Here is a 5636-nt window from a genome sequence, read left to right on the forward strand (position 1 = left end):
GCAAAGCAAAAACCCCTTGCTACTTTGGTAGCAAGGGGTCTTTAGGGGAGCCTGACGATTACCTACTTTCACACGGGTATCCGCACTATCATCGGCGTGGAGTCGTTTCACGGTCCTGTTCGGGATGGGAAGGGGTGGTTCCAACTCGCTATGGTCATCAGGCATAACTTGTATGTCTTGCTGCACTGAGTGCAACAAAACCAATTCAGAAGAAGCGTAGTACTACAGATATTGGGTTGTGACTGGTATCAACGTTTTGCACGCGATACACACACCAGGTCGAAACACACTGGTTATAGGATCAAGCCTTACGGGCAATTAGTATCAGTTAGCTTAACGCATTACTGCGCTTCCACACCTGACCTATCAACGTCCTGGTCTTGAACGACCCTTCAAAGGAATCGAGTTCCTAGGGAAGTCTCATCTTAAGGCGAGTTTCCCGCTTAGATGCTTTCAGCGGTTATCTCTTCCGAACATAGCTACCCGGCGATGCCACTGGCGTGACAACCGGTACACCAGAGGTTCGTCCACTCCGGTCCTCTCGTACTAGGAGCAGCCCCCTTCAAACTTCCAACGCCCACGGCAGATAGGGACCAAACTGTCTCACGACGTTTTAAACCCAGCTCACGTACCTCTTTAAATGGCGAACAGCCATACCCTTGGGACCGGCTACAGCCCCAGGATGAGATGAGCCGACATCGAGGTGCCAAACACCGCCGTCGATATGAACTCTTGGGCGGTATCAGCCTGTTATCCCCAGAGTACCTTTTATCCGTTGAGCGATGGCCCTTCCATACAGAACCACCGGATCACTATGACCTGCTTTCGCACCTGCTCGACTTGTCAGTCTCGCAGTTAAGCACGCTTTTGCCATTGCACTATCAGCACGATTTCCGACCGTACCTAGCGTACCTTCGTACTCCTCCGTTACACTTTGGGAGGAGACCGCCCCAGTCAAACTGCCTACCATGCACTGTCCCCGATCCGGATTACGGACCTAGGTTAGAACCTCAAACAAACCAGGGTGGTATTTCAAGGACGGCTCCACAGAAACTAGCGTTCCTGCTTCAAAGCCTCCCACCTATCCTACACAGACCGGTTCAAAGTCCAATGCAAAGCTACAGTAAAGGTTCATGGGGTCTTTCCGTCTAGCCGCGGGTAGATTGCATCATCACAAACACTTCAACTTCGCTGAGTCTCGGGAGGAGACAGTGTGGCCATCGTTACGCCATTCGTGCAGGTCGGAACTTACCCGACAAGGAATTTCGCTACCTTAGGACCGTTATAGTTACGGCCGCCGTTTACCGGGACTTCAATCAAGAGCTTGCACCCCATCATTTAATCTTCCGGCACCGGGCAGGCGTCACACCCTATACGTCCACTTTCGTGTTTGCAGAGTGCTGTGTTTTTATTAAACAGTCGCAGCCACCAGTTTATTGCAACCCTTTCACCCTCTTGGCGCAGGCCAATCAAGCTACAAGGGCGTACCTTATCCCGAAGTTACGGTACCAATTTGCCGAGTTCCTTCTCCCGAGTTCTCTCAAGCGCCTTAGAATACTCATCTCGCCCACCTGTGTCGGTTTGCGGTACGGTCTCGTATGACTGAAGCTTAGAGGCTTTTCTTGGAACCACTTCCAATTGCTTCGTGAACAAGTTCACTCGCCCCATATCCTTGAATTCCGCGCCCGGATTTGCCTAAGCGCCTTCTCCAATACAGGGACCGGGACTTCCAACACCCGGACAACCTTCCGCGATCCGTCCCCCCATCGCATCATACGACGGTGCAGGAATATTAACCTGCTTCCCATCAGCTACGCATCTCTGCCTCGCCTTAGGGGCCGACTCACCCTACGCCGATGAACGTTGCGTAGGAAACCTTGGGCTTACGGCGAGGGGGCCTTTCACCCCCTTTATCGCTACTCATGTCAGCATTCGCACTTCTGATACCTCCAGCATCCTTTACAAGACACCTTCACAGGCTTACAGAACGCTCTCCTACCATGCGAGCAAGCTCGCATCCGCAGCTTCGGTATATTGCTTAGCCCCGTTACATCTTCCGCGCAGGACGACTCGATCAGTGAGCTATTACGCTTTCTTTAAAGGGTGGCTGCTTCTAAGCCAACCTCCTGACTGTTTTAGCCTTCCCACTTCGTTTCCCACTTAGCAATATTTAGGGACCTTAGCTGGCGGTCTGGGTTGTTTCCCTCTTGACACCGGACGTTAGCACCCGATGTCTGTCTCCCGTGATTGCACTCTTCGGTATTCGGAGTTTGCTATGGCGAAGTAATCCGCAATGGACCCTTCAACCATGACAGTGCTCTACCCCCGAAGGTGATACACGAGGCACTACCTAAATAGTTTTCGGAGAGAACCAGCTATTTCCAAGTTTGTTTAGCCTTTCACCCCTATCCACAGCTCATCCCCTAACTTTTCAACGTTAGTGGGTTCGGACCTCCAGTACGTGTTACCGCACCTTCATCCTGGCCATGGATAGATCACTTGGTTTCGGGTCTACACCCAGCGACTGAACGCCCTATTCGGACTCGCTTTCGCTACGCCTTCCCTATTCGGTTAAGCTTGCCACTGAATGTAAGTCGCTGACCCATTATACAAAAGGTACGCCGTCACCCCTTACGAGGCTCCGACTGTTTGTATGCATGCGGTTTCAGGATCTATTTCACTCCCCTCCCGGGGTTCTTTTCGCCTTTCCCTCACGGTACTGGTTCACTATCGGTCGATTACGAGTATTTAGCCTTGGAGGATGGTCCCCCCATCTTCAGACAGGATTTCACGTGTCCCGCCCTACTTTTCTCAAGCTTAGTTCCACACCAGGGTTTTCTCATACGGGGCTATCACCCACTATGGCCGGACTTTCCATTCCGTTTTGATAACACCGGTGCTAAATCTTGAAGGCTGGTCCCATTTCGCTCGCCACTACTTTGGGAATCTCGGTTGATTTCTTTTCCTGCAGCTACTTAGATGTTTCAGTTCGCCGCGTTCGCTTCGCTAGACCTATGTATTCAGTCTAGGATGACCCATACGGGCCGGGTTTCCCCATTCGGACATTTGTGGATCAATGCTTATTTGCCAGCTCCCCACAACTTTTCGCAGGCTATCGCGTCCTTCATCGCCTGTAATCGCCAAGGCATCCACCACATGCACTTATTCGCTTGACCCTATAACGAGTGCGTCTCGCGACACATCGTCATAGGTTGAGTTATCGCGTTGTGCCGTATTCCAAGTCATCTTTCGATCACTTAAATACTGGTTGATACAATCACAACCCGTACAATTTCCACGCGCCATCTCTAACGCGCTTCCGTTGTACTACTACTTCTTCTAAATTGTTAAAGAACAAATACTGCATGACATTGCTGTCATTCAAAAACCTTCACGTGGATTTGCTACAGAAAACTGCAGAACTACTGACGTAAAGCGCTTTTGACTGACATCGATGCGATCTAAGATATTGGTGGAGGATGACGGGATCGAACCGACGACCCCCTGCTTGCAAAGCAGGTGCTCTCCCAGCTGAGCTAATCCCCCAATCAAGCCAGTTACCAACCGACTCTATCAGGCGGGTGGTTATGCTTGGTGGGTCTGGAAGGACTTGAACCTTCGACCCCCGCCTTATCAAGACGGTGCTCTAACCACCTGAGCTACAGACCCGACTTAGATCTACGCAGTCAACAACCGATAAGCGTGAACACTCAACTTCCAGTGCATGCTCTAGAAAGGAGGTGATCCAGCCGCAGGTTCCCCTACGGCTACCTTGTTACGACTTCACCCCAGTCATGAATCCTGCCGTGGTAAGCGCCCTCCTTACGGTTAGGCTACCTACTTCTGGCAAAACCCACTCCCATGGTGTGACGGGCGGTGTGTACAAGACCCGGGAACGTATTCACCGCGACATGCTGATCCGCGATTACTAGCGATTCCAGCTTCACGCAGTCGAGTTGCAGACTGCGATCCGGACTACGATCGGTTTTCTGGGGTTAGCTCCACCTCGCGGTTTGGCAGCCCTCTGTACCGACCATTGTATGACGTGTGAAGCCCTACCCATAAGGGCCATGAGGACTTGACGTCATCCCCACCTTCCTCCGGTTTGTCACCGGCAGTCTCCTTAGAGTGCTCTTGCGTAGCAACTAAGGACAAGGGTTGCGCTCGTTGCGGGACTTAACCCAACATCTCACGACACGAGCTGACGACAGCCATGCAGCACCTGTGTTACGGCTCTCTTTCGAGCACTCTCACCTTTCAGCAAGATTCCGTACATGTCAAGGGTAGGTAAGGTTTTTCGCGTTGCATCGAATTAATCCACATCATCCACCGCTTGTGCGGGTCCCCGTCAATTCCTTTGAGTTTTAATCTTGCGACCGTACTCCCCAGGCGGTCAACTTCACGCGTTAGCTACGTTACTAAGGAAATGAATCCCCAACAACTAGTTGACATCGTTTAGGGCGTGGACTACCAGGGTATCTAATCCTGTTTGCTCCCCACGCTTTCGTGCATGAGCGTCAGTATTGGCCCAGGGGGCTGCCTTCGCCATCGGTATTCCTCCACATCTCTACGCATTTCACTGCTACACGTGGAATTCTACCCCCCTCTGCCATACTCTAGCCTTGCAGTCACGAATGCAGTTCCCAGGTTAAGCCCGGGGATTTCACATCCGTCTTACAAAACCGCCTGCGCACGCTTTACGCCCAGTAATTCCGATTAACGCTTGCACCCTACGTATTACCGCGGCTGCTGGCACGTAGTTAGCCGGTGCTTATTCTTCCGGTACCGTCATCCCCCCGAGGTATTAACCCAAAGGATTTCTTTCCGGACAAAAGTGCTTTACAACCCGAAGGCCTTCTTCACACACGCGGCATTGCTGGATCAGGCTTTCGCCCATTGTCCAAAATTCCCCACTGCTGCCTCCCGTAGGAGTCTGGGCCGTGTCTCAGTCCCAGTGTGGCTGGTCGTCCTCTCAGACCAGCTACAGATCGTCGCCTTGGTGAGCTTTTACCCCACCAACTAGCTAATCTGACATCGGCTGCTCTTGTAGCACGAGGCCCGAAGGTCCCCCGCTTTCCTCCTCAGAGCGTATGCGGTATTAATCCGGCTTTCGCCGAGCTATCCCCCACTACAAGGTACATTCCGATGTATTACTCACCCGTTCGCCACTCGCCACCAGGTGCAAGCACCCGTGCTGCCGTTCGACTTGCATGTGTAAGGCATGCCGCCAGCGTTCAATCTGAGCCAGGATCAAACTCTTCAGTTTAAACCTGTTACTGTTTTCGGTTTTTCGTGATAAATCACTAGAACCGGTCGCTCTCAAAGTATGCTGACAAGTTAATTACTTAACTTACCTATTACTATGTGAGCCTCAATAAATTTAAAGCTAATCTGCCGAAGCAGACGCACCATTCATCGAGTGCCCACACTTATCGGTTGTTTAATTTTTAAAGATCAATCGCTTCGAACTTCGCTTCGTCGCATCATTACCGCGCCGTCGCTTCGTTTTCTGCGTCGCTGCATCAGCAGCAGAGAAGTGAGATTATGTCGCAGCTTCTCGTCGTCGTCAACAGTTTTTTTCGCTTCTTTTCGCTCGTCGCCGTAGCGACTCACAAGCTCCAAAACCACTAACCACC

At 51.6% G+C, this 5636-nt stretch carries 1 protein-coding gene, 2 tRNA genes and 3 rRNA genes; all 6 read right to left on the minus strand.

Annotated features, from left to right (window positions below; all coding sequences use genetic code 11):
- Positions 1-49: 49 nt before the first annotated feature.
- Positions 50-162, minus strand: a 5S ribosomal RNA gene (rrf, locus tag PPN31114_RS26030).
- Between the two features lie 135 nt (positions 163-297).
- Positions 298-3176, minus strand: a 23S ribosomal RNA gene (locus PPN31114_RS26035).
- Positions 3177-3470: 294 nt separating this feature from the next.
- Positions 3471-3546: transfer RNA gene (locus PPN31114_RS26040), tRNA-Ala, on the minus strand.
- Between the two features lie 46 nt (positions 3547-3592).
- Positions 3593-3669 (minus strand) — tRNA-Ile (locus PPN31114_RS26045).
- A gap of 64 nt (positions 3670-3733) precedes the next feature.
- Positions 3734-5266, minus strand: a 16S ribosomal RNA gene (locus PPN31114_RS26050).
- Together the 16S, 23S and 5S rRNA genes with 2 tRNA genes alongside form the textbook arrangement of a ribosomal RNA operon.
- 188 nt (positions 5267-5454) lie before the next feature.
- Positions 5455-5636 (minus strand): hypothetical protein (locus PPN31114_RS26325; RefSeq protein ID WP_217426994.1); only part of this gene is annotated, 182 nt, incomplete at its 5' end.

This window comes from Pandoraea pneumonica, assembly GCF_902459645.1.
GTDB lineage: Bacteria > Pseudomonadota > Gammaproteobacteria > Burkholderiales > Burkholderiaceae > Pandoraea > Pandoraea pneumonica.